Raw genomic sequence first — 25,639 nt, 5'->3', positions numbered from 1 at the left:
GAGAAACATTATGCAAACACGCACACTGGGCAGCGACCTAACCATTTCCGCCATTGGCTTAGGCTGCATGGGCATGAGTGAGTTCTACGGCCCCCGAGACGATAGCGAGTCGTTGCGGGTGTTGGCCCGGGCGGTGGAGCTGGGAATCGACTTCTTTGACACAGCGGATATGTACGGGCCTCACCATAACGAGGAGTTAATCGGCCGCTTTCTCGCCAGCCACAAGCCCAAGGTACGCATCGCCACCAAGTTCGGTATTGTGCGCAATCCTGGCGAGTATCAGCGCAGCCTGGATAGCCGTGCCCGTTATGCCCGGCAAGCCTGCGAGGCATCACTAAAGCGGCTGGGCATCGAGCAAATCGATCTCTACTACGTTCACCGCGTTAACCCGGAAACTCCCATTGAAGAAACCATGGAGGGCTTAGGGCAACTGATGAAAGAAGGAAAAATTGGCCATATCGGCCTCTGCGAAGTCAGCGCTGATACCCTGCGCCGTGCCCATGCCGTGTACCCGGTTACCGCCGTGCAAACCGAGTATTCGTTGTGGACGCGGGATGTGGAGCAAGCAGTGCTGCCCACCTGCAAGGAACTCGGCATCGGCTTTGTGCCCTACTCACCTCTAGGCCGGGGCTTTTTGACAGGAAGATTTCAGGATGCCAGCGATTTCGGCGAAGACGATTTTCGCCCTAACCTGCCACGCTTTTCTGAGCAGGCCATGGGTGCCAACCGCCACATCGCCGACGTGATCGGTGAAATGGCAGCGCTCAAAGGCTGCACCCCTGCGCAGCTCTCACTGGCCTGGCTGCTATCCAAAGGCGACAACATAGTACCGATTCCGGGCACCAAGCGGTTGCGCTACCTTGAAGAGAATGCGGCAGCGGCGTCCATTACCCTGACCGCTGATGAGCAAGAGCAGTTGGAAACCGCCACCGCCGACCTTCCGGTGACCGGTGAACGCTATACGCCGGAAGGCATGAAGGGGGTTAATGCGTGAGTGTCGGCAACTTGCCTACTGAATAATCTCGCCAATTGAACGCTTACCGTCCAGTAGTAGGTACTCCTGATTCGCTAAACTGGACGTCTGCATTGTGTGGAGCAGGGAGTGAGCGACATTAGCACGTGAGATTTGGTTATCGCCCGCCTCGTCAATAGAACTGGCAAACTGCTGAGAGGCGGTTTCGTCGGTCAATCGGCCGGGCTTGAGAATGACATAGGGAACGCCACTGTTGCGCAAGTGGGCATCAGCGGCAAATTTCGCGGCCATGTAAGGGCGCATTTTCTCGGGCGCTTCCAGCGGCTGTTCCGCACGCATGGCGCTGATCATGATGTAACGAGAGAGGCCTTTTTGTTTGGCGATATCGGCGGTACGAATAGCACCAAAAAGGTCAACCATTAGGGTTTTGTCCGGTCCGGTGTGGGGACCTGAGCCCGCCGTGAAAACCACTTGATCCCACCCTTCAAAGGCGTGTTCAAACTCACCCTCTAGGTCAGCCACTACAGTATTGATGCCTTGATCATTAAACCATGACGCTTGCTCTTCACTGCGAACCATCGCCTTGATAGGCGTGCCCGCCTGCTGCGCTAGCTCGCAAAATTGTTTGCCAATCTGTCCGTTCGCACCAATCACTAACGTTGTCATTCGCTCCCAACAGCGCGGCGCGGGCTTTTAGATCGGTTTTGCTTGTGCAGAGCCTAGCAGAACTTAAGCACGGACGATGAACGCAGGTTGTCCATTCGATAAGCAATTTATAAAATGCCCCGCCGTTCAAAAAGTGCTTTGTTATGAAAATTAATGTGGTTGGCACAAGTGGCAGCGGCAAGAGCACTCTAGCAATGCAGCTCGCAAAAGCGCAGAACATTCCCTATGTACAGCTTGATCAGTTATTTTGGCGCGCTAATTGGCAAGGGACGCCTGACGACGTGTTTTTCATCGGACTGGAAGAAGCCTTGGCTGCTTCGTCTGAGAGTTGGGTATTGGATGGCAACTTTGACCGCACACGCCCTATCAAGTGGCGCGATGTTGATATGGTGGTGTGGATCGACTACCCGTTTTGGAAGGTATTTAGTCAAGCCATCTTTCGAGCTATCAAACGCATCATCAGCCAAGTAGAGCTTTGGCCCGGCACAGGCAATCGAGAGTTTTTCCGAAAAACCTTTTTAAGCCGTGAATCCGTGTTGCTCTGGTCGCTTAAAACGTGGCGACAGAATCGTCAACGTTACTTTGCCGATATGATTAATCCTCGCTATGCACATATTCAGTTTGTCCGTTTAACCTCCAGGAAAGAGGCACAGACGTTGGTGAAACGCCTAACTGCTTTGAGCTAGGCGACATTTAAGGCCGTCTTGGCTTTCATTCTTCAATCCGTGTAGGGTTATTAAACAGGCATTCAATGAAAGGAAATTCTATGCAACGCCGTTTACTGGTTACTTCATTAACAATGGGTCTTTTCGCTGGTGCTGTCACGACCACTGCGTTGGCGGCGATGTCGCCATTGGAGCAGCAGCTAAAAGATCTTGAGTCATTTCAGGTCATCGCCCACCGAGGTGCTAGTGGACACGCGCCGGAAAGTACCATGGCAGCTTATGAGCTGGCCCATGAGTGGGACGTCGATTACCTGGAGCTAGATGCTCAAATCACCACCGACGGTGAAGTGGTGGTATTTCACGATGACGCCATTGATCGCACCAGTGACGGCGAAGGCGCGATCAATGATTACACACTGGAAGAACTCAAAGCGCTGGATACCGGCACGTGGTTTAACGAGGAAAACCCCCGCAGTGCTGACACTGCCTTTGAAGGCGCGCAGATGCTCACGCTGGAGGAGGTATTTGAGCACTTTGGACACGATACCCGCTACTATATTGAAACCAAGTCGCCACAGCTCAACCCTGGCTTGGAAGAAGCGCTGGTAAAAACGCTGGAAGAATACGATATGGTTGAGAAAGGCCGTGTATTGGTGCAGTCCTTTGAACAGGATAGCCTGTTAAAGGTGCATGAACTGAATGCCAATGTGCCGTTGATTCAACTGGTGTGGTACTACCCAAGCGAAGAAGACAACTCGCGCTTAGTGGAGTGGACGGGCGTAACCCCAGGACCAGAAGAGATCACGGATGAAGATTTCCAGGCGGTAGCGGATTACGCGGTCGGCATTGGTACCAACTTCATCTACGAAGGCGAAGAAGTCATTGATGCCGACTTTATCCGCCAAGCTAATGAAAACGGCCTGCCGGTACACGTGTATACCGTCAACGAGACCAAGGAAATGGAGCGCTTAATGGAAATGGGCGTAAACGGCATGTTCACCAATTATCCTGATCGCTTGCTCGAACTCGTTGAGTAACCATTGGTTTAGTAATCATTGATTTAGTAACTATGGCTTTAGTAAACATGTATTAAGTAAACATGGATTGAGCAGTTATGACGCCCGGCTTCGGCTGGGCGTTTTTATTGCACCGCTTTAACTTCTAACTTCAGAGGCTAGGCCAAGCTGCTCTACTACTTGCTCTACTCTTTTGCGGTCGTTTCCTTGCAGAGTTTTAAGCGGCTGGGGCAAGCAGGGTTGGCTCACTTTGCCAGTGACTTCTGCGATGGTAGCCGCCACTCGCAGGCTGCCGCCATACTCACGGTAAAGCGCCCATAACGGCTCAAGGGCAACAGAAAGCGCCTCGGCCTGCTGAACATCCCCCGCTTGTGCAGCCCGAGTCAGCGCCAGTGCCGCTTGAGGATACAGCCCCCCGATAACGGAATACCACGCATCGCAACCCGCATTTAGCCCGGTTGCTGCAGCAGGGTCGCCGCTTATACCGATGGTGACATCGCTGGGAATTAGCATGCGCAGCCTTACGATACGCTCGCGAGCAACGTCAATGTCGCTAACCACCGGAGGGATCTTGATTGAACGCACCTGCGGCAACTGGGCGATTCGCCCGTGCAATTCATCGCTGAATGTAAAGTGAGTCGTGCCAGGATTATCGTATACGCATAGTGGCACGCTCAATGAATGACAGACCGTTGCGTACAGGTCGAAAACTTCATCGTCCGTGAGCTTTTGATAAGAAACCGGCGCTAGTAGCACACCGCTGGCGCCAGCTTGCTGGGCACTTTCCGCATTGGCTAGCACATCGCGGGTACGTAACGCACCAACGCCTAAAATTACAGGTACGCCGCCTGCATTTTCGACGCTTAACCGGGCAACACGAGCACGTTCTTTACAGCTTAAATAAGCGTAACTGCCGGTTGAGCCCAGCACGCCAATGGAATCAACGCCTGCCCCAGCCAAGTGCTCTACTAAACGAATAAACTCGTTCTCTTGGATACCCTGTTCGTTCATGGGGGTTAACGGAAATGCACTTAAGCCGGTGAACATCGTGGATATTCCTTTTATGAGGTCCTTCATTAGTGTTCTCGAACACACTTAGCTATTAGGTAGCCGTGTTCTTTAGTAAGCCATAGGTAATTTATACTTAACAATTAATTATAAGTAGCTTCACATGTTAACGCCAATGAGCTTTCTAGGCCTTCCCTCGATCTATCGGTTTACGTTCCTCCCCCTGCAAAAGTCATGAATTTGTTGTAGTGTTGGGAAATTAACTACGTCGAAATGGCATAATGGTGTTTTTTCTAATGTATTTTGTTTAAGTTTTCAAAAGATGCTTGACAAAAAATATAACGCTCAGAAGAGCTCAGGGAGACAATGTCATCAAGTCTTATACACTTTATGCGCGGCACATGTCTGCATGGTGCATAAACCTGACACCCAGTAACCATCGGAACAACAACCCACAATGAGGGTATTCGTTATAACCCGCGACATGGTTCGACGAACTGCCAGGGTGAAGGTGGTGACTTTACTGATGGCCTATTTTGTGTTGGCTACCGCTCAGGTTATTGCCCGAGAACCGCCCGTGTTATTGGTAGCGAACCCCAGTGTCACTACCCACTGGTTGAACCAGGATACTACTCGCGCCATCTTCGCCATGCGGCAACGTACTTGGCCAGACGGACAAGCAGTGCGAGTTTTTGTGCTCGATAGTAGCGACCCTGTGCATGCTCGCTTTACTAAGAAACAGTTATCCGTTTATCCACACCAATTACAGTTGGCCTGGGATCGCATGGTGTTCTCCGGTACGGGTCAAGCACCCAACCGAGTGAGCACCCAAGCGGAAATGCGCGATAGGATCGCCAGCACACCCGGCGCTTTAGGATATCTTGAAAGGGAGTATGTGGATGATAGTATCCAAGTTATTTCAATGGATTGAATATCGTATAACCGCGATTACAGTAAGCATATTTGCTTTGATTTCATCCTCTCATGTTATGGGTGATGATAGCGTCATGGGCTCTTTTCAAGTTCACGGTTTTCTTAGCCAAGCGTTAGTCATTACGGACGATAACAATTTTTTTGGACCTAGTAGTGAAGATAATGGAAGTTTTGAGTTCACCGAAATTGGTCTTAATGCATCGTTACGGCCTCACCAGGATGTACTACTTGCCGCTCAAGTTTTAAGCCGTAATGCAGGTGGGGATCTGACCGATGCAACCCCAAAACTAGATTACGGGCTCATCGATTATCAAATGATTTCAAACCAGCAACGCACTTTTGGCGTCCAGCTAGGTAGGTTTAAAAACCCCTTTGGTTTTTATAACCAAACTAGAGATGTTGCTTTTACTCGGCCAAGTATTTTGCTGCCTCAATCAATTTATTTTGATCGTACTCGATCAATAGGTATTGCCGCTGACGGGCTTAGTATTTACTTAGATGAAAGAATACCTACTGGTTCTATACGATTTAGAAGTGGTATAGGGCGCCCGCAGACAGATTCAGACCTAGCAGGACAAGTTTTTGCTGGCAATGTAAGTTCTGATGTATCTGCAAGCGATTATTCTTTAATAGCTCAACTTTTATATGAAAACAGTAATAACAATTTTGTAGCTGCAATTAGTGCAGCGGATGTCAGATTGGATACAGTTTTCCCAGAAGGGTCAGGTGATTTTAGTTTCCAGCCTTGGATTGCTTCTATTCAATATAATCAAGAACTATGGAGTTTAACGGCCGAATACGCTTTTAGAAAGCAGTCTCTACAAGGTAATACAATACCAAGATCTTTTGAGATCATGGGGCAAAGCTGGTATTTACAGTATCAACGTAGGGTTAATCAGAATTGGAGCTGGCTTATCAGATACGATAGTTTAACTAATAACAACAACGATCGCTCGGGAAAGACGTATGCAGCCAACGAATTAGGGGCTGCGCACTCCCAGTTTGCAGAGGACATAACATTTGGCCTTCAATGGACACCCCATCCACGAGTAATGCTCGCAAGCGAGTACCATCATGTGGATGGCACGGGTTGGTTACCCCATCAAGATAATCCAACCCCCGCAGAGAACAAACGACATTGGAATATGTGGTTGTTTCAGCTGTCGCTACGCTTCTAACGTATTATTAATTCTGCCTAGGAAGTTGCAGCGATGAAAACTCCCATTCCTATTAGAATACCTCAGCATCTTAGTCTTACATGGCGCGTTATTGCATTAAGTAGCCTACTGCTATTAGTGCTAATGATTTTATTCACTTGGCTCGGCCATGAAAATCTTACTCGCCAATTTCAAGAAAGTCGTTTTCAACACCATGAAAGGCAACAACGTGAGATCCGGCTAGCACTACAAAGGGCGTCTGAAAATCTACGCCAATTAGCAGGTTTAACTGCAGCTTCTACAGGACTTGGCTACCCTTTCCAAGAAGGTAACCTGAACGAGCTTGAAGGTATATTAAATGCCCAATGGCCTTCCCTGCAGCTCGAAGCGGGGATCGACGGAATTCTTGTGGTTGATATAAATGGTCAAACATTAGGTAACTGGGGTAGTAATGACACTAAAAATAGCTTGCCAATACAAAGCTGGATCAATCAGGTTTTAAATAATGAGGTGCCGTTAACGACCCTACGCTGCACTACCAGTTGCCAGCAATTTGCGGCAGTACCTGTATTGGTAGAAGGAGAAAGCGTTGGGATGGTGGTCCTATCTCGCTCGCTAGCAGATGTCATGCGACAAGCGAAAGAAGTGTCTAATAGCGAAATAGCGACGATGGTAACAGGCTCTATAGAAGCAAGCACTTTAGCCCATGCACGTCAGTTGGATGCTTGGAATGGCCACCTTGTTGCGTTGACCCATGAAGAATTGAGCCTAGCCCTTCTGAAGCGTGTTGCTAATACCGCTCCGTTACAGCGTCTAATCGAAGCACCGCTTAGCCTGCAGCATAACGGAAGAAATCTAGAACTAAGTGCTGTCTATATGGAAGAAGATACGACCAGCAGCAACACGGGTTACTTCCTCCTGATTTCAGATATTACTGACCAAATGAAGGCAATTAACCAGAACACTCGTACCCTGTTAGTAGTCGGGGTGATTGGGTGGCTGGCTGCCGAGCTTTTACTGTTAATGATATTGATGGGGCCAATGGCACGGCTTCGTAGAGTCGCTCGGTTGCTACCACGTTTGGCGAATGGCGGCTTTAACGAAATACGTAACGCCATCCCGGCTAATAGAAGCTTGTTTCCCGATGAGATCGACACACTCGAAAGTACTACGCTTTCACTCTCTAAACAGCTAGAAAACCTAGAAAAAGAAATCGCAGATCGTGGTAATCAGTTAGCAAAGCGTATTAACGAATTAGCCAAAGAGCGTGATTTTGTTAACAGCCTACTCGACACTGCTCAGGTTTTTATCATAGTTCAGGATAGTACAGGCTGTATTAATCGGGTCAACGACTATACCCAAGCAGTACTCAATCAAAGCGAGCCTGCTCTACTTGGTCGTCATTTCGTTGATATTTTTGCACCTGGCGCCCCATCTTTAGTTAGTAGCTTCGATGCTCATACTCAGGAAGAGAAAATTTTAATTACGCCAGATCAAAAATTTCACACTATTGTTTGGTATCACGCGCCTCTCCTTTCGAGTAATAATGAGGATATGTCGCGAATTTCAATTGGGCTTGATATAACCGAACGCAAAGCTGCCGAAGCAAGGTTGGTCTGGCTGGCTGAACATGACCCTCTCACCGAGCTTTATAATCGGCGTTACTTTCAAGATGCCTTACAAAATGCAATTTTGAAGCACACTAAAGGCGCCGTTCTATTGCTGGATTTAGACCAATTCAAGGAAGTGAACGAGTTGAACGGTCATCATGTGGGAGACCGGCTATTACGTGAAGTAGCCCAAACACTTTCGCTTAACCTAGGCCATCGTGGTGTTATTGCTCGCCTAGGAGGCGATGAATTTTCCTTGTTATTAAAGGATATGGATGCCGAACAGGCAGTGGCCATCGCTCAATATATAGTTCAGCTTTTTGAAGGGATCGGGTTTAGAACAGAACAACAATGGTTGCGGGCCACCGCCAGTATCGGCATCGCCCTTTTCCCCACCCATGGGAATTCGGCTGCCGACCTGATGGCCAGTGCCGATGTCGCTATGTACAAAGCAAAAGGAAGTGGAATTCAGCACTGGCATTTACTTTCTAAAGCTGAAAATGCAAAAGACGAACTGCAACAACGGGTTTACTGGGTTGAACGCATACGTAACGCATTGCAAGAAGATAACTTTGAAATAATGGTACAACCTATTATGAGGCTTGAAGACAACGATATAAAACATTATGAAGTATTATTGCGAATGCGTGATGCAGACGGCAGCCTTGTTTCACCCGGCCATTTTATTCCTGTGGCTGAGCAGAGCGGACAGATCATACAAATCGACCGCTGGGTATTGCGCCACAGTTTAAAAGCACTTGGCCAACTACAGCAACAAGGTATCACGCTTGCAGTTAACCTGTCGGGGCAATCCTTACATGACGAAGGGTTAAAACAGTTTCTTGCTGAAGAGCTGGCAAATAGCGGTGCTGACCCTCATCACCTTATTCTTGAAGTTACCGAAACAGCCGCCGTAACCGATTTCTCTACTGCAAGAGGTGTGCTGCAAACCTTTAGAGACTTAGGTTGCCGTACCGCATTGGATGATTTTGGAGTTGGGTTCAGTAGTTTCCACTACCTTGGCCAATTACCAGTGGATTATATTAAAATTGATGGCTCTTTCATTCGCAGCTTGCTGATTAGCCCCGACAGCCGCGTTATTGTTCGTGCCATTGCCGATATTGCGGCTGGTTTTGGCAAACAGACTATTGCTGAATTTGTTGAACAAGAAGATTTGCTGCCAATTTTAAAATCTTATGGAATTACTTATGGGCAAGGTTTTCACTTAGGCAAGCCTTCACAGTTAAAAGAATTAATTTCATCGCGTTGTTAAAATATTTTGACCAAAACAGAAGATGACCAAATGACTTCAAATATACTTTGCGACAACGAAGACACGATAATCAAGCCTTTACTACCGAACATCGACCCACACCAAATAGACAAAAGCTTTAAATTTATAATTGCCAACTCACCTGATGAAAAAAAACGTGCTTTTCTATTACGCCACCAAGTCTTCAATGACGAGTTAAATTACAATATTGGTGACAATAAAAACTCAACTTTTGAAAAGGATTCTCACGATCAATATTCGATACTTTGCCTTCTCCAGCATAGAGAAAGCGGAATGGATGTAGGTTGTTTAAGAGTCGTCATTATTAGCGACACCGCAAATGGATCTACTGAAAATCTTCCCCTAGAAGAATACTGCTCTGAGAGCTTAACAGACCCAGTGTTACACCCAAAAAACCTACCTAAAAATTCTATTTGTGAAGTTTCAAGACTTGCTGTGCATCCATTATTTAGAAAAAAAGCAAAACCTCCGATAGATTTTAAAGAATCTAAAACAAAAGACTCAACTTCAAATAATGACCTTCAAAATCAGTCTTTAATTAGCTTAAGCTTATTTCTATCAGCTACATCAATTGTCGGACTTGTTCAGAGAAAACATGTATTCGCCATGCTAGAACCAAGATTTAATAGGCTACTTAAATGCTCAGGATTACACTTTCAGAAAGTTGGAAATGTTATTAATTACTGTGGAGAAAGGGCAGCCTATTACATTGATCAACATAAAGCAGTGGAAAATTTACCAGAACAGCTAATTCCACTATATTCTTACATCAATAAAGACCTTTCAAAGCAGTTCCATAACTTAAAGTAAATATCAAATTATTACAATTAAACCAGTAAGGCTGGCATACCAGCCTTACTTATCAGCTCTATCAATAGTATCTCTGCGCTTCTGCTTCATTGCTTGTACTAAGAGAAGTAGGCGGTGTCGTTTTTTTTGAAATCATTGACTGTAACGCTGGTAAATTTCTCTAGGAAAAATACCATTGTTTCGGGATAACGGAAGCGTTCTTCAAAACGCTCTTGACCATCCTGTGAGTTTCGTGTCACGCGGGCTTTATAGACATCGTCCGATTTAGATATCATAACGCTGTTCTCGCGGTCTCCATCACGTTTAACGGCGGTTAATGGCGAGCTTCCGTTTAACAGCAATTCCAGTTGCTTGGCAGCTGCACGCTCCTCCTCCGTTGCCCATAAAGGTTGGTCACGGTCACCGTAGCGATACAGCAGAATCACTAACATGACGGAGAAAATGCTGCTGGTAAGCATCCAGGTTAAGAAAACACTCGAGAGTGGCGTGGTGAGCATAATGAATAATTGAACCACTATGCCCACCGCTAAAACCCCTGCCAGCGGTCGCCACATGCGAGGATTCATAAATCGACGCTTTAGGATATATCCCCAAAGCCCCACCACTGCTAATGTGCCCAACAGCAGATACACGGGGGCCAACAACGTTCCGCCACCGACCATCAGAGCAATGACGCCGATAACGAGTATTAAACTGTAGAACAATGCCAATAGGCGATAAGCGCGATCAAGGTTCATAGATATCTCCATTTGTTATTGTTGGCATGCTAATAAGGCCTTGAACTACAGTATAGGCAACCCACTCAATTCTTCACGAATTTAACCACTTAGAAGCGTATTAAAGGCCCTGTGCACCCCGGCGCAGCCAATCATGTACAAACGCAAGCTTACGCCGGGCAGTTTCAGAAAGCACAAAAGGGTATAGGTCCGGCAGCCCCATGGAACGATTAACGTGATTAAGGCCCACGGTGAGTGACGCTGCTACATAAATCAAACGCTCTGCATCTGGCTCTGCATAAGGCTCCCACTGGTGGCTAGGTAGCTCCGGCGAAGAAAGGTCTGATGCTGCAAAGCTATCGGCAATATCGGTTAAATGCAGCAAATGTGCAGCGGTCTCAGCCCAATCTTCGTGAGGATGGGCAGAAGCATACGTGGTTAGATAACGCTCTTTCCAATCAGGTGGTGGTCCATTTTGATAGTGGCGTTGAAGCGCGGCTGTATAATCCTCGCGCTCATCTCCAAACATTTCACGAAAAGCGTTAAGAAAGTCTTCACGTAAGCTAAGCCGCCACCAGAGCATATGGGATATTTCGTGGCGCATATGACCAATCATTGTGCGATAAGGCTCTTCTAACGCCTCACGACGCGTGGTGACCAGTACAGGATCCACTTCAGTCACACTGATGGTAACCACGCCTCCTACGTGCCCCATTGGCACGGCCGTGGCACCCTCGGCGAGCAGATGGAAAACCGGTGGTGCACCGGGGTCTTCGGGGCGGAACCAGTGCCAGCGGCCCAGATTATCCAATACCCAGCGTTTAGCGGCTTCGGTTTGTGCCCAGTTCGGAATGGCGTTAGGAAGATTGGGATCAGGCGCCAACGCAGTCATCGCACAAGAGCGGCAAAAAGCACCCTCTTCGGGTGCTATCCAATTACAACCGATGATTTCTCGATTGATGCAGAAAGGCGGCATGGGCACAAAAGCCCGGGCCTGGGGATCATAGGCGACGGGAGTGCCGTCGGCAGTCGCAAGGTTATCGAACCAAAGAGAGCCAGAACCGACAGGGTTTGAAAATACACGCATACGGTTGAGCTCCTGAAAACGGGGAAAGAGAACGTGATCTTACTTATTGGTCGTTCTCTTTTCCGAATAGCGTGTTCGATAGGATGCAGCGCTTTTTCTTCCATCTCAACGCTTACTTCATCCCCACGCTTACTTCATTTCAAAACCGCGCCGGATCAAGAAATCGCGCATATGGGGGCGCAGCTTGTTATCGAACAACGGTTTAAGATTGTGCGACCAATCGGTGTCTTTATTACTGCTACTGCGAACCTGGTAATAAGCCTGCATGGTTGTGTCAAAGGCCTCTACCTGCTCGCCGTCTTCAGTGTAGTAGTCTTCTTTAAGAATCGCTTCTACCGATAGCCGTGGTTTCACTTCGGGGTCATGGTCGGGGTACCCCAGGCACATACCAAATACTGGATAAACATGCGCAGGTAGACGAAGCAGATCGCTAATCTCCTGGGGATTATTGCGAATGCCGCCGATATAGCAGATACCCAGCCCCTCAGATTCAGCAGCTACCGCCACGTTCTGCGCCATTAGCGCCGTGTCTACGGTGGCCACTAGCAGCTGTTCGGTCATGCCACGTACCACGTTCGCCCCCGTTCGCTCAGACGCTTCGGTGGGTCGCTTCATATCGGCGCAGAACACTAAAAAATCGGCACAGGTAGTTATGTACCCTTGGCCACCGGCCAGTTCCGCGATCTGTTCGCGGTTAGCTGAATTTTTCACATGAATGATGGTATATGCCTGTACATGACTGGACGTCGCAGCACCCTGTCCGGCTTCTATCAGCTCTACCAGCAGTTCCCGTGGAATCTGACGGTCACTGAACTTACGGATCGAACGGTGTGATTTCAGAAGTTTGATAACGTCGTTCATGGGGCCTCGCCTTGGTATAATGGTCGTTTCTAGTAAGCACTACAGTCACATAGCATAGCTCTGTTATCTTATCGGCTCAGATAGCCCCTCTCCAGTTTCCGCCTGCATCAATCCTTTCCACTCCCTTTTCGCCTGCTACCCCAGCGCTCCAAGAATAGATACACCAGGCATGCCAGCACCAGCGGGAAAAGGAAATAAAGGGCGCGATAGCCGATCAAGGCAGCAAGTATCTCACTCGTTGCCAACTGATGTTGAAGCAAGGCGATAAATACCGCTTCAAGAACCCCCAAACCGGCGGGAATATGGGTTATCACCCCCGCGATACTGCTGACCAGTAAGATGCCTAGGATGGTGGGATAGAAAACACCTTGGGGTAATAACAGGTAAACAAGCGCAGCCATCAACGACCAGTTAACCGCCCCTAGCACCATTTGCAGCAAGGCTAGTCGGAGCGAAGGGAGAGTGATCTCGTTACCCCGCAAGTGCCAGGTGCGTCGTCGGGAAAAACGACACGCTGCCAAATAAAAAAGGCACACGAGTAATAAACCCGCGCCGATGAATCGCAACCCTAGCATGCCGACTTGCCAGTGTTCAGGCAAATCAATCAGCCCAAGAGAGAATATAATGCCGGCGAGCAGCATGTAGCCCAGCCAATTGGTGGTCAGGCTCACGCTTAAGACCCGAGTCACGGTCGCCACGCTCAGGCCAAACTTCGTGTATAGCCGATAGCGAAAGGCAATACCGCCAACCCAGGCCCCTAAGTTAAGATTAAAGGCGTAGCATACGAAGGCGACCAGCAGCACTTTCCGGACCGGTATTTCATGACCGGTATAAAACTTGCCCAGCAGGTCGTAGCTGCTGAAGACGATAAAGCTGGCGGCAGTAATCCCTAGCCCCATTAGCATCAAGGCGAGGCTGTACCCCCGCAGCGTTTCGAATACCGCGTTCCAGTCTACATTCCGAATCATTGAAAAGAGCAAGACAACGACCAGGATGAAGAACAGTATCGTGACGCCACGCTTCAGCCAAGGGACCCACACATTACGTTGCTTAGAGGGGGCATTACGCGTGTTGTTACTGCTTGGCTCCATTCTGGCTCACTCCTGTGCACGCTTGTTTTTTTGCGTGTTAGGGTTCTGCGACATGGGTGTCAACGTCTCCATCCGAGCCACATGAGCCGGCAGCCAACCCATGCGCTTAGGAAAGTGGCGCAGAAAATGAAAGCTCACAAACATAAGCGGTGCCCGCCACCAGCGCCCCTTTTCGGCAACTTCGGTTGTTATCCTTCTGCAGCTATGATCGATGAGCGCAGTCAAATGCTCCTGGATCTGCTGGTTGAGTCCTGCGTTGCGAACAAAAAGGTTGGCTTCTAGATTCAATGAAAGGCTGAGTGGATCGAGATTGCTTGACCCCACCGTTGACCATTCATCATCCATTATTGCTATCTTTCCGTGCAGTGGACGCTCGGTATATTCAAAAATCTGGACGCCATCCTGCAGCATATAGCTGTAAAGCGAGCTGGAGAACATACGGGCCCAGGGCATATCAGGACGGCCCTGCAAGATCAGCGTAACCTCGACACCCCGTCGCGCCGCATTGCGCAATTCATGAAATAGTCGATAACTGGGAAAGAAGTAGGCATTGGCAATGAGCAGGCGCGATGTTGCCGAACGAATCGCCTGAAGATAATGTTCTTCGATATCGTTACGGTGACTATTATTGTCGCGAATAGCCAACAGCATGGAGGCGTCGCCAGTGGGCGAAGTCGATGTGCGAATAGGCGGCAGTTCCTGTAACGCCTGATGCTCGACCAGCAGCGCGCCGGCCGCATCGCGAATGTCATTAACGATCGGCCCCTGCACCCGTATGCCATAGTCCTGCTTACCCATGGCATATTTATCGGGTAGGTGATCGGCGCCGAAATTGATCCCACCGATATAGGCTATTTTACCATCCACCACGACGATCTTGCGGTGAAGGCGGCGAAACAGATTGGTACGCATGCCTAGCAGGCGAGGCTTGGGATCATAAACATGCAGGTGGATGCCAGCGTCTGTCAGTTCGGTTATGTATTCTTTGTCCAGGTCCGCCGTTCCATAACCGTCCACCGTGACGTCTATACGTACCTGTCTAGCGGCAGCGCCAAGCAGGGCTTCCTTCAGCTCTTGCCCCACCTCGTCATTAAAAATAATAAAGGTTTCGATCAATATTTCCTCGCGAGCCGCACGTATACAGTCGAACACACTACTGAAATATTGACTCCCATTAATGAGCAACTCGGCTTCGTTACATTCCGTCCATTGGAAATTCACAAGCATATCTCGGCAATTAGTGGTACATGATCCGACAGGTGAGACCAGGGCTTTCGATACAAGGCTCGGGGGCGGCGAACAGAGACATTACGCACATAGATACGGTCAAGACGTAGCAGTGGCCAACGCGCCGGAAACGTCTTGGCCGGATGCCCATAATGTTGCACGAACGCTTCGTGCAGCCCACATTCAGCAAGCACTGCATCTGCCTGGCGCCGCCAGTCGTTGAAATCGCCCGCCACGATGACCGGCTCGTTGCCCGGTATCGAGTCGAGCAGTTCACACAGCAACTTCATCTGTTCCAGTCGATGCCCCTGCCTTAGTCCCAGATGGACGCAAACGGCATGTACCCCGCGTTGCCCGGGGACATCCAGTTGGCAATGCAGCAGGCCACGCTTCTCGGTGTCCTGGATGGAGACGTCCTTATTGTCGTATTGCAGGATCGGGTACCGGGACAACAGCGCATTACCATGGTCCCCATGGGGGTAGACGGCGTTACGGCCATAGGCAAAATCTGGCCATAACGTGTCAGCGAGGTATTCGTACTGGGGCACGCTTGGCCAGTCAGCAAAGCGAATTGCATGCTTTTGATGTTCGCCTATTACTTCCTGTAGGAACACCAAGTCGGCGGACAGCGTCGTCACAGCATCCCGCAGCTCTGGCAGGATATGACGCCGATTAAAGACATTGAATCCCTTGTGCACATTGAGCGTCATGACCTGTAATGTCTCGACAGGCGTGCTATGACGTAATGGCTGTGTTGCAGTCTCTTCCGTGACACTCACCAGAAACTCCATTTCTGTTTCATGACAACCCATCAAGGAAAAGCGTAGCAGGAGAGTCTTGATCTTGCCTTTTACTGGCTTCTTCGCTGCCCTGTTCTGGGCAGGCGTGCCACTTTGTAAATTAATTTTCTCTGGTGAGTGAAGCCATGCATGACGAATCTGCTAGCTACTTGCCTCTATCGACAGTATTTCTCTCTAACGACAGTATTTCGCCACGCACCCCGTGCTGATCTATCCATAACTTGCCTAAGGTTATGGGCAGTTTGAAACGGCGTTTTCCAGCGGCACCAGGGTTAAAGAGAAGCCTGCCAGACTGGTATTCGTTGCGGGGTTTGTGGGAGTGACCATGCAATACCGCGTCGCAAGGCGTTGCTGGATCAAAATCTTCTAAACTATGAACAAGATGCAGATGCCGCTCATTAACGATGAGATCCTGATGTAGCGGCAAACTTGCCGACCACGCTGCTGTGTCAATATTACCTCGCACGCAGTGAACGGGCGCTATTGCCTCAAGGCGTTCCAAGATCGCTTTATCCGCGTCCTTATTGCCCACATCCCCCAGATGCAGGATGAGCTCACATTCCTGTAACAACAGAAGTGCCTCAGCTCTCAGCAACCCGTGGGTATCGGCAATTACACCAATAGGAGAAGCAAGGCTATAACATGGTATAGATAGGCTCATTAGTACGTTCTTTCCGTTAAATTCCTTCTTTTTCGTTAAATTAATTCTTTCCATTACATCGTCGTGTAATAACACATTTGTTGCTTTTATTGTTAAATCGCTACACAGCATTACCCAAACAGGCTAGGTATTTAAGCAAAAGGAAATGCCGCGATGGGAAATGTTTTAGATTTTTTATTGTCTGTCTAATAAGTTAGTCCTCAGCACGCTATACTGCAAAACTAGTGTTTATGACTAACAAATGATGGAATATTAACGACGCCAGGAAGCCGACATGACCAATATCTCAAAAAATGCACCTGGGCAAGAGTGGAACGCCAGTGGCTACGCTCAGAATGCTAATTTCGTCCCTAAGCTAGGCAGTGAAGTCATCAAGCTGTTAGCACCGCAACCCGGCGAACGCATTTTGGATCTTGGCTGTGGCGATGGTGCGTTGACAGAGCGCTTAGTGCAACTAGGTGCGGATGCCATAGGCGTAGACGCGTCAGAAGAGATGGTAAACGCCGCACGTGAGCGGGGTATTACCGCACGGGTTATTGATGGCCACCAACTCCCTTTTGATCATGAGTTTGATGCGGTATTTAGCAACGCGGCACTGCACTGGATGCTTGACCCCCAGGCCGTATTGGCAGGCGTTAAGCGAGCCTTAAAGCCAGGAGGACGTTTCGTGGCCGAGTTTGGTGGTCATGGCAATGTAGCGGCAATTTGCACAGCACTGATTGCTGCCCTGCAGTTCCGTGGCATTAGCGCTCGCGGCCGCCATCCTTGGTATTTTCCAACGCCCCAAGAGTACGGTCGCATGTTGGAAACAGTCGGTTTCAAAGTCGATAGTATTGAGTTGATACCGCGTCCTACTCCCCTACCTACCGGCATGATTGGGTGGCTTGAGACCTTCGCCAGCCCTTTCTTGCATGGGCTTGATGAAGATGTACGTGATGCCGTACTTGAGAACACGTTAACGCTGCTGGGCCACAGCTTACGCGATGAGCAAGGGAACTGGACAGCCGATTATGTACGCATACGCGTTGCTGCTCGTGCTTGAGCTGGCATTGTCGCGTTAAAAAGCCGCCGATAATGATTGTGCTTATTATCGGCGGCTATAAATGATAAAACTCTTTAAAGGCTGCTAGGGTTTAGAATTCATCCCACTCATCAGCAGTCGCTTTTTTACTTTTCGGCACCTGTTCTTTCGACGTTAACTCAATGCGATGACCGGCGTTTGGCTGATGGGAATCATCACTGAGAGTTAGCGAAACGTTGCTGGCAGCATTTTCATCAATACGGAAGGTTGCCATCAAACTGGCCAATTTGCGGGCTTGGTCCTCTAATGAGCTTGCAGCGGCACTGGTTTGTTGCACAAGAGCGGAATTTTGCTGAGTGACAGAGTCCATTTCCGTGAGTGCCGCATTGATTTGCTCAATACCACTATTCTGCTCTTTTGTTGCCGTCGAAATTTCGCCCATCATCGTCGTTACCTGACGAATAGCATCCACCGTTTGTTGAATCGTCTGGCCACTGCGCTCTGCTTGCTCAGCCCCTCCGTTAATTTTTGTGGTGGTTTGCTCAATTAAACTGCGGATCTCTTTTGCTGAGTCTGCGCTACGCGTTGCTAATGAACGCACCTCACTGGCCACGACAGCAAAGCCACGGCCTTGCTCCCCTGCCCGCGCGGCCTCGACCGATGCATTGAGTGCTAATATATTGGTTTGGAAAGCAATAGAATCAATAACACCGATGATATCGCTTACCTGGTTCGAACTGGCCGCAATCTCGCGCATTAATTCCACCGTGCGCTCTACCTCTTTTCCGCCTGACTCTGCTGACTGTGACGCCGCAACCGAAAGTTGATCGGCTTCTTGGGCCGTTTCAGCGTTTTTACTCACGGTCGTCGACATCTCCTCCATGCTGGAAGCAGTTTGTTGTAACGCGGAAGCCTGCTGTTCAGTTCTTGAAGAGAGGTCCTGACTGCCTGCAGAGATATCGCCTGCTCCGCTAAAGACATGCTCGCTGCTGCCTCGCAATGCGATGACCAATTGCTTTAACTTTTCCTGCATGGCCGCCAGCCCACTGAATAACTGGCCAATTTCGTTACGGCCACGATCTTCAATGTTACCGGTCAGGTCGCCATCTGCAATTCGAGCAAAATGCGCGCTAGCATAGCGAAGCGGCCTCACAACACTACGCATCATGGCCCACCTGATAATCACCGCGGCCAATACTGAAATCACCAGAAGAGAAAGAGCAATAACACCAATAATCGTGGCTAGCTGTTTGACCTGTTGAAGGACACTCGCTCCACGCTCGTCGGTATAAGCGATAAACCCACTCATAGCCGCATCCAGCTCGGCACTTAATGCGCTTAATTCTTCTTGCCTGCGCTGGATTTGAAAAGGAGCGGCCTCTAGCAGTGGCGAAATACCTTGGGTCATAAAAGCATCATAAGCGCTGATAATCGCATCGCGATGTGGCGCGAGTGTGCCTTCAGGATTGATCGGCACGGCGCGAAACTCATTAAAACGCGCCTCAGCCTTAGCCGCTGCCTCTACTGCCAGAGCGAGGCTCTCCAGTCCCTTTTCAGGATTACCTTGGGTACTAAAACTCGCTGAACGGTCTAGAAAGGTTTGTGCTCTCAGGGCGTGTACTTGTGTGCGATTGGCTAAGTTCGTGAGCTTTACGTTAGTGGCCGTCAGCTCTTCAAGTGCCTGGGAGCTATTGTGATTGGCATAAAACCCAAGCCCGCTGATCAGCCCAATCATAAGCACCAGCAAAGCTAACGCAGCAGTCAGACTCCATTTAATAGACAGGTGCTTCATCCCGGCGATCCCTTTTTCATTTATAAGTCATCCAGTTAGGTATCGGCCAAGCTAAAGATAACTGAAACGTTTCAGGGTGATTTTAGACGTTTATATAATAGGTAGCGTCAGTATGGCTGATAGCATCCTTATGACACTAAGGCGATTTTAGGACGATAGAGGCTGGCTTTCTGAGCTACATCGACCTGGAGCCAAGCCCCGGCCATGCACTCTAAACGAGGCGCCTCGACGACACCTTGTACACGCGCCCGTGATTGTAGCGTGGCTCTGGTGTTGGCTTTAAGCGTCCCCACCAACTGGCCGTCAATATCGACATAGCTTCCTTCAATATACGACGCTACATGGCCGGAGGCAGCCACTGAGACAGGGTGATTGGGGGCAATGACCGAACCTTCTAAATGCCCCCTGATGACCACAGGTTCATCAGCGATCACTCTACCTGAAATATGCGTAGCCGCCCCAATTCGACTCCCCTCACTAACGTTGTCAATGGTGGGCTCCATCTCGTTAGCGGCGACTGCTTTTGGTGGCGACATCTCTTTAAGCGATACGTCCGGGATGATGAAAGCAGTAGCGACTGGCGTCTGGTATAAGCCTTCAGGCATGCTAGAAACATGCGGTTTTACCTTACAGCGCTTGCCATCCCACACAATCATCATCATTGCGCCAACACCTAGAATAATAAACCATGCTTGAATACCCATACCGCCGCCCTATTGCCTCAGATGTGGTTACCCCAGTTAACGTTATACGCGCTCTGAAAGTTTGTGGCGGCGCGAATAAGCCCCCTCATTCTGCTTAACTCCGGGCTTTATTAAGGTATGAAGCAGATTAAAGTGCTCAATGAAGGTTTTTATACCTATTAAGCGCGCCCAAAGGCGCTCTGGCGTCATTCACCAGGAGTCATCCGATGTTTAACAAAGCCAAGAATGCCCCACCTGAGAATAAAGCTGCGACGCTAATAAAGCCTGATACTCGTTCATCGTCGCCGACAGGCTCGCCAACTAGCAGTGCGCGGTCAAGCCTCTGTGTTATCGGCAGCAACACACAGGTAGAAGGCGATATTAATAGCGACGAAGACTTGACGGTAGAAGGACGCGTCAGCGGCATTATCACGTGCAAACAGCACACCGTAACGTTAGGTACCAAAGGCTATATTCAAGGCGATGTTTTTGCCCATACCCTACATGTGTCAGGTGAGGTAAAAGGCAATTTAGTAGTGTTACATCGGGCGACCATTCACAAAGGTGCGCACGTTTCAGGCACTATAGTGGCCCCGTGCCTAGTGCTAGAAGATGGCAGTGTTTTCCACGGCAGTATCGATATGGACCCCGATAACGATATGCTGAAAAGCGCTTTTAACGATACGTCAGGCAAGACTGCAAAAACGGCAACGTTGAACAAAACCACAAATACGACATCTCAAAAAACATCCACTGTCACGCACGACGAAACAGAAGCGTAAAGCGCTATTGTTTAGCTAACAGCATTGCACGCCTAACGGCGGTGAGCACAGACGGCGCAAGCGGGATCGCGGGGAACTTGAAAATGCCGCCATTGGCCGCTTAAACCGTCGAACGTGGAAAGTCCTTGGTGAGCAGTGCCAGCACCGCTTAATAGCTTAAACGCCTCAACCGCCTGAAAGCAGCCAATCAAACCCACCAGTGGGGCCATGACTCCGCTCTCTGCGCAGCTGAGCGCCTCATCGCCGCTGTCATCAGGTGGATACAGACAAGCGTAGCAAGGGCACTCGGTATCGCGGGGGTCGAATACGGCTAGCTGTCCTGAAAAACGAATTGCCGCACCGGAAACCAAAGGAACCCCCGCTTTTTGCGAAGCCGCATTCACCGCATAGCGGCTTGAAAAGCGGTCAGTACAGTCCAGTACCACATCTGCCGAAGCCACTAAGCGCTCAAGCGACTCGCCCTTGACATGTTGGTCTAATGCAACGATGTCACAAAGCGGATTAAGCGCTTGCATGCTGGCCTGGGCAGAGAGGGCTTTATTTAAACCTATACTTGCCTGTTGATGCGCTATTTGGCGCTGAAGATTAGAAAGCTCGACCTTATCAGCATCGGCAATCGTAATACCCCCTATCCCAGCGGCGGCTAAATAGAGTGCTGCCGGAGAGCCCAAACCGCCTGCACCAATAATTAATGCATGGGCAGAACTCAGTCGCTCCTGGCCCTCGATATCCACCTCGGGAAGCATGATCTGGCGGCTATAGCGCAGCAGCGCCTGGTCATCCATCATCGGTTTATTTATCCTCAAATTCCTCAAAGGCGGGAATATGTAAGTTAAAGCTCTCTTTTACTTCTTCCATTACCACATAACTTTTCGACTCTTTCACGCCTGGCAGTGTTAACACTACATCACCCAACAGTTGGCGATAGGCGGCCATTTCGGGGATTCGGCATTTTAAAATGTAGTCGAACTGACCTGAGACGAGGTGACATTCTTGAATCTGTGGCAGCTTCTCGACGGCACGGCGAAACTCATCGAATACCGCGGGCGATTGCGTTTCTAAGCTGATTTCCACAAACACCAATAAATTGGCCTTTAAAGCGCCCGGGTCAAGGATGGCTTGATAACCACGAATGATGCCTGCTTTCTCTAAACGCTTAACGCGTTCCAGACAAGGGGTTGTGGATAAGCCTACTTCCGAGGCTAAATCAACGTATGAAATACGTGCATTGTCCTGCAAGCAGCGCAGAATTTTAAGATCGATACGGTCCAGCGTTCTATTTTTTGGTTTCATGGCAGGATCCAATACTGATGAATCAGGCAGTTATTAAAGGTGCCCTAGGGTAACCCGTTCATGACCACCCAGGTCACGAACACTTTCAACGTTTTGGTAGCCAGCACTGTTGAGGGCCATGCGTACCTTATCGGCTTGGGTATAGCCGTGTTCAAGAAGTAACCAACCTGTTGCTGCTAGATGGTGCTGAGCAGACTCTACCAGATACAGCAAATCAGCCATGCCATCAGCTTTTGCAACGAGTGCTGAGCGAGGTTCAAAACGTACATCGCCTTCGGCTAAATGAGGATCATCAGCGGCAAGATAAGGAGGATTACTGACGATAATATCGAAAAGCGTCCCGGCTTCATCATAGCTTTCCAGCGCAGCAAACCAGTTGCTGTGCAAAAAACGCGCATTCACCAGCCCCAAGGTTTGCGCATTATGCGCTGCCAGCTCGACCGCCTCTTCACGCACGTCTACACCAAGCACTTGCCAGCCGGGCTGCTCGCTGGCGAATGCCAACGCAATGGCACCGGTCCCCGTCCCAAGATCAAGCAGTCGGCCTGTGGGCATTGGTGCTCGACTAAGCGCAAGCTCTACTAACGTTTCGGTATCGGGTCGGGGAATGAGTGTGTTGGGTGAGGTGGCTAAGCGTAGCCCCCAGAACTCGCGCTGGCCGGTAAGATAGGCAACCGGCGTACCCTGGACACGAGCAGCGATTAGCGCATCAAAGCGGGCATGCTCCCAGGATGAACACATTTTATCGCCCCAGGTGTAAAGCCAAGTGCGATCCCGCCCGAGGATATGGCACAACAGCACTTCAGCATCGATACGCGGCGAGGGTGACCCCGCCGTCAGCAACCGTTGGGCAGCCTGCTTTAGCAGCGCATCAAGCGACATTAGACGTCCTGGAGGGCTGAGAGCTGTTCCGCTTGATATTCGTGAATCAGCGGATTAATCACATCATCTAACTGCTCACCGCTGACCACTTCATTTAGTTTATAAAGCGTCAAATTAATGCGGTGATCGGTAATGCGCCCTTGGGGGAAATTATAGGTACGGATCCGTTCGCTGCGATCCCCCGAACCCACCAATGAACGGCGGGCATCGGCTTGTTCTTGGCGCTGAGAATCCACCGCATTGCGCTTAAGTTTCGCCGCTAACAGCGACATCGCTTTGGCACGGTTTTTATGCTGGCTGCGCTCTTCCTGACATTCCACCACGACACCGGTCGGCAGGTGGGTAATGCGGATCGCGGAATCCGTGGTGTTAACGTGCTGACCACCGGCGCCGCTGGAACGGTAAGTATCCACGCGCAGATCAGCTGGGTTGATATCGATATCACCGACGTCATCAACTTCAGGCATGACCGCGACGGTACAGGCAGAAGTATGAATACGGCCCTGGGATTCAGTTGCGGGTACGCGCTGCACCCGGTGGGCGCCAGATTCGAATTTTAGTTGAGCGTAAACACCATCGCCCTTCACCCGGGAAATGATCTCTTTGTAACCGCCCTGCTCACCGTGGCTGGCGCTGACGATTTCGACCCGCCAACCGCGCTTTTCCGCGTAGCGGGAGTACATGCGGAACAGGTCGCCCGCAAAAATGGCGGCCTCGTCGCCGCCGGTACCGGCGCGTACTTCCAAAAACACCCCACGCCCATCATCAGGGTCTTTCGGCACCAGCAGGCGCTTAAGCTCGATATCTAATTCTGCTAACCGCTCACGCCCTTCGCTTAGTTCCATCTCTGCCAACTCGCGCATGTCAGCGTCGCTATCGCGGCTGAGCTGCTCGGCTTCATCCATATTGGTTTCGATGTCACGGTAGCGCTGCCAAGCTGCCACCAACTCCTCTAGCTCGGCGTATTCTCGTGAATAATCCCGAAAACGCTGCTGGTTATTGATCACGTCAGGGTCCGACAGCAGCATCGCCAGCTCTTCAAAGCGTTCCGTAAAGCTGTCTAAGCGTTGGCGCAGAGTCTCTTTCATGCGGGCGTATCATCCTTCTGGCGGTTAACCGTGGGCGCGAGGGTAGTCTCAAAGGCTGGTTTTGTGGGTAGCAGCAGGCGCGTTGCTGCATTTAATAGCTCGTGTTGCTCCTCAGACGCCGCATCGCGTATCGCTTGCGTGGGCTGGTGGAGCAAACGGTTGGTCAATTGATGCGCCAAGCGCTCAATGACTTTAGCAGGGTCTTCACCGCGGGCAAGCCGCTCTAGCGCTTGGTCACGAGAAAGATCACGCAGCGCTTCGCCATGCTGGCGGTAATCGCGTATCAGTTCACCGCCGTTGCGAATACGTCGTTCATGTTGCCAACTGCCCACACCGTGTTCAATCAGCGACTCCGCTTGATCAGCGGCGACCTGGCGATGACGGCGATTCTCTTGAATCACCTCTTCCAAATCATCAACGGTGTAGAGGAAGACATCCGCTAACTCGCCCACTTCAGGTTCGATATCGCGGGGCACCGCGATATCCACCATAAAGACCGGCCGATGGCGACGTTTTTTCAGCGCGCGCTCAACCATCCCTTTGCCGAGAATGGGTAAAGGCGCTGCGGTGGATGAGATAACGATATCGGCATATTCAAGCGCGTCGGGAATTTCTTGCAGGGTGATCGCGGTTCCCCCTAAGGGGCCTGCGACTAATTCGGCGCGCTCACGAGTGCGATTGGCGACGGTAAGCTGGCGAACGCCCGCTTCGTGTAAATGACGTGCCACCAGCTCTATGGTTTCCCCCGCACCAATCAACAGTGCGCGAGAACGACTGAAATCGTCAAATATCCGGCTGGCCATGCTGACAGCAGCATAGGCGACTGAAACAGGGTTCTTACCAATTCCTGTTTCGGTACGCACTTGCTTGGCCACCGCAAACGTGTGCTGAAATAAACGCTCCAGCTCGCCGCCCAACCCTTTAGATTGGCGTGCCTGTTGATAGGCATCCTTCAACTGGCCCAGAATCTGCGGTTCCCCCAACACCATGGAATCCAGGCCAACCGCTACGCGCATTAAATGGCGCGCCGCATCGTTGTCTAAATAATGGTAGGCACAGCGCGTCAGCTCATCGACGCGTAAATTGTGAAAGCGTCCGAGCCAATTCAGTACCGCCTGCTCGCCAGCCGAATCCGTGACACAATAAAGCTCCGTGCGGTTGCAAGTAGATAGCACCGCCGCCTCACTGATTTGTGGCAGGTCACGTAATTCAGCCAACGCGGTTTCAAGCTGCGCTGGTGTAAAAGCCACCTGCTCACGCACGGCCACGCTGGCAGTACGATGATTTATTCCCAGGGCAAGAAGCGTCATGCGTTATGCGTCTTCGCTAGTGTGTCGGACTTTACGCCAACCGCCGGTCTTACTTATAAGCGGCTGCATCGTCATTTAGGGCTTGCTAAAACAAGTCTTTGGCGTGGTTCGAGCGCTGCATATCACTATGCATGAAGTTTGCTGACCACTTTTTCAAGGAGGAACATTCTATCACAGCAGGCTATCATCTGGCCCACACCACTTTGCCGCAGG

At 50.1% G+C, this 25,639-nt stretch carries 25 protein-coding genes; 9 read left to right on the top strand and 16 right to left on the bottom strand.

Annotated features, from left to right (window positions below):
• The first annotated feature begins 10 nt into the window (after positions 1-10).
• A complete protein-coding gene (locus tag ACUVOF_RS07360; RefSeq protein ID WP_447043702.1) occupies positions 11-994 on the top strand; it encodes an aldo/keto reductase in 984 nt (327 codons plus the stop codon).
• A gap of 15 nt (positions 995-1,009) precedes the next feature.
• Here the strand turns inward: ACUVOF_RS07360 and ACUVOF_RS07355 are convergent, their stop codons facing one another.
• Entirely contained in the window at positions 1,010-1,639 is a 630-nt protein-coding gene (locus tag ACUVOF_RS07355; protein ID WP_447043701.1) for an SDR family oxidoreductase, read from the bottom strand.
• A 143-nt stretch (positions 1,640-1,782) separates the two neighbouring features.
• Here ACUVOF_RS07355 and ACUVOF_RS07350 point away from each other — a divergent pair, with 143 nt between their 5' ends.
• Both ACUVOF_RS07350 and ACUVOF_RS07345 read left to right on the top strand, forming a co-directional pair.
• Positions 1,783-2,325: an adenylate kinase gene (locus ACUVOF_RS07350; RefSeq protein WP_447043700.1), complete on the top strand. Its 543-nt coding sequence runs from the start codon at positions 1,783-1,785 to the stop codon at positions 2,323-2,325.
• A gap of 80 nt (positions 2,326-2,405) precedes the next feature.
• A complete protein-coding gene (locus ACUVOF_RS07345) occupies positions 2,406-3,341 on the top strand; it encodes a glycerophosphodiester phosphodiesterase family protein (protein ID WP_447043699.1) in 936 nt (311 codons plus the stop codon).
• Between the two features lie 117 nt (positions 3,342-3,458).
• On the opposite strand, the gene ACUVOF_RS07340 is transcribed toward ACUVOF_RS07345, so the two are convergent.
• Positions 3,459-4,367: a dihydrodipicolinate synthase family protein gene (locus ACUVOF_RS07340; protein WP_447043698.1), complete on the bottom strand. Its 909-nt coding sequence runs from the start codon at positions 4,365-4,367 to the stop codon at positions 3,459-3,461.
• 475 nt (positions 4,368-4,842) lie between these two features.
• On the opposite strand from ACUVOF_RS07340, the gene ACUVOF_RS07335 reads away from it, so the two are divergent.
• Genes ACUVOF_RS07335 through ACUVOF_RS07320 form a run of 4 tightly spaced genes read left to right on the top strand, consistent with a single transcriptional unit; the run spans position 4,843 to position 10,132 of the window.
• Positions 4,843-5,259, top strand: coding sequence for a hypothetical protein (locus ACUVOF_RS07335; RefSeq protein WP_447043697.1), 417 nt, complete (start codon positions 4,843-4,845; stop codon positions 5,257-5,259).
• Entirely contained in the window at positions 5,228-6,439 is a 1,212-nt protein-coding gene (locus ACUVOF_RS07330; protein ID WP_447043696.1) for a hypothetical protein, read from the top strand. The genes ACUVOF_RS07335 and ACUVOF_RS07330 overlap by 32 nt, the downstream gene beginning before the upstream one ends.
• A gap of 33 nt (positions 6,440-6,472) precedes the next feature.
• Complete coding sequence (locus ACUVOF_RS07325; RefSeq protein ID WP_447043695.1) at positions 6,473-9,301, top strand: EAL domain-containing protein; 2,829 nt, start codon at positions 6,473-6,475, stop codon at positions 9,299-9,301.
• A gap of 30 nt (positions 9,302-9,331) precedes the next feature.
• Complete coding sequence (locus ACUVOF_RS07320; protein ID WP_447043694.1) at positions 9,332-10,132, top strand: PEP-CTERM/exosortase system-associated acyltransferase; 801 nt, start codon at positions 9,332-9,334, stop codon at positions 10,130-10,132.
• 98 nt (positions 10,133-10,230) lie between these two features.
• On the opposite strand, the gene ACUVOF_RS07315 is transcribed toward ACUVOF_RS07320, so the two are convergent.
• The 7 genes from ACUVOF_RS07315 to ACUVOF_RS07285 all read right to left on the bottom strand — a co-directional run bounded on the left by ACUVOF_RS07315 (position 10,231) and on the right by ACUVOF_RS07285 (position 16,575).
• The gene (locus ACUVOF_RS07315; RefSeq protein ID WP_447043693.1) at positions 10,231-10,869 is read right to left on the bottom strand and encodes a hypothetical protein; all 639 of its coding nucleotides are present in this window, start codon (positions 10,867-10,869) and stop codon (positions 10,231-10,233) included.
• A 100-nt stretch (positions 10,870-10,969) separates the two neighbouring features.
• Positions 10,970-11,935 carry a zinc-binding metallopeptidase family protein gene (locus ACUVOF_RS07310; protein ID WP_447043692.1) on the bottom strand — a complete coding sequence of 322 codons (966 nt, stop codon included), beginning with the start codon at positions 11,933-11,935 and terminating at the stop codon, positions 10,970-10,972.
• A 129-nt stretch (positions 11,936-12,064) separates the two neighbouring features.
• Entirely contained in the window at positions 12,065-12,796 is a 732-nt protein-coding gene (gene nfsA, locus ACUVOF_RS07305) for an oxygen-insensitive NADPH nitroreductase (protein ID WP_447043691.1), read from the bottom strand.
• Positions 12,797-12,903: 107 nt separating this feature from the next.
• Positions 12,904-13,887, bottom strand: a complete 984-nt coding sequence (locus ACUVOF_RS07300; RefSeq protein ID WP_447043690.1) for a lysylphosphatidylglycerol synthase domain-containing protein — start codon at positions 13,885-13,887, stop codon at positions 12,904-12,906.
• A 6-nt stretch (positions 13,888-13,893) separates the two neighbouring features.
• A complete protein-coding gene (gene clsB / locus ACUVOF_RS07295) occupies positions 13,894-15,114 on the bottom strand; it encodes a cardiolipin synthase ClsB (RefSeq protein WP_447043689.1) in 1,221 nt (406 codons plus the stop codon).
• Complete coding sequence (locus ACUVOF_RS07290) at positions 15,105-15,893, bottom strand: endonuclease/exonuclease/phosphatase family protein (protein ID WP_447043688.1); 789 nt, start codon at positions 15,891-15,893, stop codon at positions 15,105-15,107. The genes clsB and ACUVOF_RS07290 overlap by 10 nt, the downstream gene beginning before the upstream one ends.
• A 166-nt stretch (positions 15,894-16,059) precedes the next feature.
• Entirely contained in the window at positions 16,060-16,575 is a 516-nt protein-coding gene (locus ACUVOF_RS07285; RefSeq protein WP_447043799.1) for a metallophosphoesterase family protein, read from the bottom strand.
• A gap of 274 nt (positions 16,576-16,849) precedes the next feature.
• On the opposite strand from ACUVOF_RS07285, the gene ACUVOF_RS07280 reads away from it, so the two are divergent.
• Entirely contained in the window at positions 16,850-17,617 is a 768-nt protein-coding gene (locus tag ACUVOF_RS07280; protein WP_447043687.1) for a class I SAM-dependent methyltransferase, read from the top strand.
• A 91-nt stretch (positions 17,618-17,708) separates the two neighbouring features.
• On the opposite strand, the gene ACUVOF_RS07275 is transcribed toward ACUVOF_RS07280, so the two are convergent.
• Together ACUVOF_RS07275 and ACUVOF_RS07270 are read right to left on the bottom strand one after the other, a co-directional pair.
• Positions 17,709-19,388 (bottom strand): methyl-accepting chemotaxis protein, encoded by a 1,680-nt coding sequence (locus tag ACUVOF_RS07275; protein WP_447043686.1) that lies wholly within the window; start codon positions 19,386-19,388, stop codon positions 17,709-17,711.
• Positions 19,389-19,516: 128 nt separating this feature from the next.
• Positions 19,517-20,092, bottom strand: coding sequence for a bactofilin family protein (locus ACUVOF_RS07270; RefSeq protein WP_447043685.1), 576 nt, complete (start codon positions 20,090-20,092; stop codon positions 19,517-19,519).
• 206 nt (positions 20,093-20,298) lie between these two features.
• On the opposite strand from ACUVOF_RS07270, the gene ACUVOF_RS07265 reads away from it, so the two are divergent.
• Positions 20,299-20,853: a bactofilin family protein gene (locus tag ACUVOF_RS07265; protein ID WP_447043684.1), complete on the top strand. Its 555-nt coding sequence runs from the start codon at positions 20,299-20,301 to the stop codon at positions 20,851-20,853.
• Between the two features lie 32 nt (positions 20,854-20,885).
• Here ACUVOF_RS07265 and ACUVOF_RS07260 read toward each other — a convergent pair whose 3' ends face one another.
• From ACUVOF_RS07260 to hemA, 5 genes are read right to left on the bottom strand one after another with little or no spacing between them, the layout of a single operon-like run.
• On the bottom strand, positions 20,886-21,641 hold the full coding sequence (locus tag ACUVOF_RS07260) for a HesA/MoeB/ThiF family protein (RefSeq protein WP_447043683.1): 756 nt from the start codon (positions 21,639-21,641) through the stop codon (positions 20,886-20,888).
• A 4-nt stretch (positions 21,642-21,645) separates the two neighbouring features.
• Positions 21,646-22,146 (bottom strand): Lrp/AsnC ligand binding domain-containing protein, encoded by a 501-nt coding sequence (locus tag ACUVOF_RS07255; RefSeq protein ID WP_113269955.1) that lies wholly within the window; start codon positions 22,144-22,146, stop codon positions 21,646-21,648.
• 33 nt (positions 22,147-22,179) lie between these two features.
• Positions 22,180-23,028: a peptide chain release factor N(5)-glutamine methyltransferase gene (gene prmC / locus ACUVOF_RS07250; protein WP_447043682.1), complete on the bottom strand. Its 849-nt coding sequence runs from the start codon at positions 23,026-23,028 to the stop codon at positions 22,180-22,182.
• Positions 23,028-24,116 carry a peptide chain release factor 1 gene (gene prfA, locus ACUVOF_RS07245; RefSeq protein WP_113269953.1) on the bottom strand — a complete coding sequence of 363 codons (1,089 nt, stop codon included), beginning with the start codon at positions 24,114-24,116 and terminating at the stop codon, positions 23,028-23,030. Before prfA ends, prmC begins: the two co-directional genes overlap by 1 nt.
• Positions 24,113-25,426, bottom strand: coding sequence for a glutamyl-tRNA reductase (hemA, locus tag ACUVOF_RS07240; protein WP_113269952.1), 1,314 nt, complete (start codon positions 25,424-25,426; stop codon positions 24,113-24,115). Before hemA ends, prfA begins: the two co-directional genes overlap by 4 nt.
• Positions 25,427-25,639: the final 213 nt, after the last annotated feature.

It is taken from the genome of Vreelandella sp. H-I2 (assembly GCF_052959335.1).
Note: the sequence above shows the minus strand (reverse complement) of the source record. Positions and strands in the feature narration are given on the sequence as shown.

Excerpts from the sequence above, each read along its gene's own strand:
- ACUVOF_RS07360 (WP_447043702.1), top strand. The coding sequence starts at position 11 with ATGCAAACACGCACACTGGGCAGCGACCTAACCATTTCCGCCATTGGC.
- ACUVOF_RS07355 (WP_447043701.1), bottom strand. The coding sequence starts at position 1,639 with ATGACAACGTTAGTGATTGGTGCGAACGGACAGATTGGCAAACAATTT.
- ACUVOF_RS07350 (WP_447043700.1), top strand. The coding sequence starts at position 1,783 with ATGAAAATTAATGTGGTTGGCACAAGTGGCAGCGGCAAGAGCACTCTA.
- ACUVOF_RS07345 (WP_447043699.1), top strand. The coding sequence starts at position 2,406 with ATGCAACGCCGTTTACTGGTTACTTCATTAACAATGGGTCTTTTCGCT.
- ACUVOF_RS07340 (WP_447043698.1), bottom strand. The coding sequence starts at position 4,367 with ATGTTCACCGGCTTAAGTGCATTTCCGTTAACCCCCATGAACGAACAG.
- ACUVOF_RS07330 (WP_447043696.1), top strand. The coding sequence starts at position 5,228 with ATGATAGTATCCAAGTTATTTCAATGGATTGAATATCGTATAACCGCG.
- ACUVOF_RS07325 (WP_447043695.1), top strand. The coding sequence starts at position 6,473 with ATGAAAACTCCCATTCCTATTAGAATACCTCAGCATCTTAGTCTTACA.
- ACUVOF_RS07320 (WP_447043694.1), top strand. The coding sequence starts at position 9,332 with ATGACTTCAAATATACTTTGCGACAACGAAGACACGATAATCAAGCCT.
- ACUVOF_RS07315 (WP_447043693.1), bottom strand. The coding sequence starts at position 10,869 with ATGAACCTTGATCGCGCTTATCGCCTATTGGCATTGTTCTACAGTTTA.
- ACUVOF_RS07310 (WP_447043692.1), bottom strand. The coding sequence starts at position 11,935 with ATGCGTGTATTTTCAAACCCTGTCGGTTCTGGCTCTCTTTGGTTCGAT.
- nfsA (WP_447043691.1), bottom strand. The coding sequence starts at position 12,796 with ATGAACGACGTTATCAAACTTCTGAAATCACACCGTTCGATCCGTAAG.
- ACUVOF_RS07300 (WP_447043690.1), bottom strand. The coding sequence starts at position 13,887 with ATGGAGCCAAGCAGTAACAACACGCGTAATGCCCCCTCTAAGCAACGT.
- clsB (WP_447043689.1), bottom strand. The coding sequence starts at position 15,114 with ATGCTTGTGAATTTCCAATGGACGGAATGTAACGAAGCCGAGTTGCTC.
- ACUVOF_RS07285 (WP_447043799.1), bottom strand. The coding sequence starts at position 16,575 with ATGAGCCTATCTATACCATGTTATAGCCTTGCTTCTCCTATTGGTGTA.
- ACUVOF_RS07280 (WP_447043687.1), top strand. The coding sequence starts at position 16,850 with ATGACCAATATCTCAAAAAATGCACCTGGGCAAGAGTGGAACGCCAGT.
- ACUVOF_RS07275 (WP_447043686.1), bottom strand. The coding sequence starts at position 19,388 with ATGAAGCACCTGTCTATTAAATGGAGTCTGACTGCTGCGTTAGCTTTG.
- ACUVOF_RS07270 (WP_447043685.1), bottom strand. The coding sequence starts at position 20,092 with ATGGGTATTCAAGCATGGTTTATTATTCTAGGTGTTGGCGCAATGATG.
- ACUVOF_RS07265 (WP_447043684.1), top strand. The coding sequence starts at position 20,299 with ATGTTTAACAAAGCCAAGAATGCCCCACCTGAGAATAAAGCTGCGACG.
- ACUVOF_RS07260 (WP_447043683.1), bottom strand. The coding sequence starts at position 21,641 with ATGATGGATGACCAGGCGCTGCTGCGCTATAGCCGCCAGATCATGCTT.
- ACUVOF_RS07255 (WP_113269955.1), bottom strand. The coding sequence starts at position 22,146 with ATGAAACCAAAAAATAGAACGCTGGACCGTATCGATCTTAAAATTCTG.
- prmC (WP_447043682.1), bottom strand. The coding sequence starts at position 23,028 with ATGTCGCTTGATGCGCTGCTAAAGCAGGCTGCCCAACGGTTGCTGACG.
- prfA (WP_113269953.1), bottom strand. The coding sequence starts at position 24,116 with ATGAAAGAGACTCTGCGCCAACGCTTAGACAGCTTTACGGAACGCTTT.
- hemA (WP_113269952.1), bottom strand. The coding sequence starts at position 25,426 with ATGACGCTTCTTGCCCTGGGAATAAATCATCGTACTGCCAGCGTGGCC.